At 68.6% G+C, this 1,906-nt stretch carries 2 protein-coding genes and 1 pseudogene; 2 read left to right on the top strand and 1 reads right to left on the bottom strand.

Going from position 1 to position 1,906, the window contains the following annotated elements:
* A pseudogene (locus tag G7A99_RS18900) lies at positions 1–198 on the top strand (hypothetical protein); the annotation flags it as partial.
* Between the two features lie 22 nt (positions 199–220).
* Positions 221–1,000 carry a DUF2182 domain-containing protein gene (locus tag G7A99_RS18895; RefSeq protein ID WP_163143108.1) on the top strand — a complete coding sequence of 260 codons (780 nt, stop codon included), beginning with the start codon at positions 221–223 and terminating at the stop codon, positions 998–1,000.
* Positions 1,001–1,192: 192 nt separating this feature from the next.
* On the opposite strand, the gene G7A99_RS18890 is transcribed toward G7A99_RS18895, so the two are convergent.
* Positions 1,193–1,906: SIS domain-containing protein (locus G7A99_RS18890; RefSeq protein WP_163143105.1), on the bottom strand; the 714-nt coding region annotated here is incomplete at its 5' end.

The raw sequence follows: 1,906 nt of genomic DNA, 5'->3' as shown, positions 1-1,906 counted from the left end.
GAGCAGTCCGCGGTCGGCGTACCGAGCGCCTCGAAGGAGGGCGAGCCGATCTACCTGGAAAACACCGCTCACCCCGTGACCCCGCGCCTGGCCCTCGCCAATGCCCAGGTGAGCCATTTCCATGCCTTCGGCGTGGATTGGGACGACACCAGCGGCACACGGAACGGCCACTTCGCACCGTTTAGCTGGGCGGCCTGACGGCGGAGGGCGGGGCGGTCGGATGACCGGCGGCGTCGATCCCGTTAACCCGCGTCACGGGCGGTTCGCCGCTGCGGCGGGTCTCGTCGGCGTCAGTCTGCTGGCGTGGATCTATCTCTGGATCGACGCAGGCCGGATGGTGTCCATGTCCGACGGCGGCATGGCCATGGCCGGCATGGCGACTCCGCCCCCTTGGTCGGTCGGCACTTTCCTGCTCACCTTCGTCATGTGGTCGGTGATGATGGTGGGCATGATGCTGCCAAGCGCCACACCGGCGATACTTCTTTACGCGTCCATGGCCCGAGAGGACAGGCCGGTCCTGCCCGTGACCTGGGTGTTCGCTACCGGATATCTGGCGGTGTGGACGGCGTTCAGCCTGGCGGCCACCATCCTCCATGGTCTGCTGGAGGCCCTCCGGTTGCTTACCCCGGCCATGGCATCGGCCAGCGCGGTCATGAGCGGTGGCCTACTGATAGTCGCCGGTGTTTACCAGTGGCTCCCGGTTAAGGACGCCTGCCTGCGCAATTGCCGTTCGCCCCTGCAGTTCTTCCTCTTCCACTGGCGTCCCGGCGTCGCCGGCGCATTCCGCATGGGCGCGGAGCATGGGGTGATCTGCCTGGGCTGCTGCTGGGCGCTGATGCTGTTGCTCTTCACGGCGGGGGTCATGAACCTGCTTTGGGTAGCCCTGATCGCCGCCTTCGTATTCATCGAAAAGCTGGCCCGCCACGGGCGGCTCGCCGGGCGGCTGACCGGCGTGGCACTGGTGGTCGTCGGGGCGGGACTGATGATCGGTCAGGGGTGAGGCCCGGGACAGGGAAGCCAAAACCGATCCCGATCGTGCCGCCACGTCGATTTCGCCCATGTCGCGGCGCCCGCCCATTTACTCCGGCGTGGCGCGTGGCCAGGTTGCGCCCCAGCTATCCGGGGCGCCCATTTCCGGACCGGCTTCATAGCCAGGCGGCGTTACTCCATCGAATCGTGCCGGACCCGGTACCTACTCGACGGTCACCGACTTCGCCAGGTTGCGGGGCTGGTCAACGTCCGTGCCCTTGAGCACGGCGACGTGGTAGGCGAGGAGCTGCAGCGGCACGGTGTAGACCACCGGCGCGGTGATGGTGTCGGTGGCCGGCAGGGTGATGACCTCGCAGCCGTCGCTGCGCTCCGGCGCGGCGGCGGCGTCGGCGAACACGAACAGCCGCCCGCCGCGGGCGCGAACCTCCTGGAGGTTGGACTTCAGCTTCTCCACCAGGCTGTCGTTGGGGGCGATGGTGACCACCGGCATCTCGCCGTCCACCAGGGCCAGCGGCCCGTGCTTGAGCTCGCCGGCCGGGTACGCCTCGGCGTGGATGTAGGAGATCTCCTTGAGCTTGAGCGCGCCTTCGAGGGCGATCGGGTAGTGCTCGCCGCGGCCAAGGAAGAGGCTGTGGCGCTTGTCGATGAACTGCTCGGCGATGCGCCGGATCTCGGGCTCCAGTGCCAGGGCGGACTCCACCTGCCCCGGCAGCCGGCGCAGCGAGGCGACCATCTCCGCCTCCGCCGCCGCGTCGAGGCCATGGCGGCGGCCGGCGGCGATGACGGTCAGCGCGAGGGCGGTGAGCTGGGTGGTGAAGGCCTTGGTGGAGGCGACACCAATCTCCGGGCCCGCGTGGGTCATGAGCACGAGGTCGGACTCGCGCACCAGCGAGCTCTCGGGGACGTTGCAGATCGC

The sequence above is a fragment of the Arhodomonas sp. KWT genome (assembly GCF_010993615.1).
This window is presented reverse-complemented; position numbering and strand designations above follow the sequence as displayed.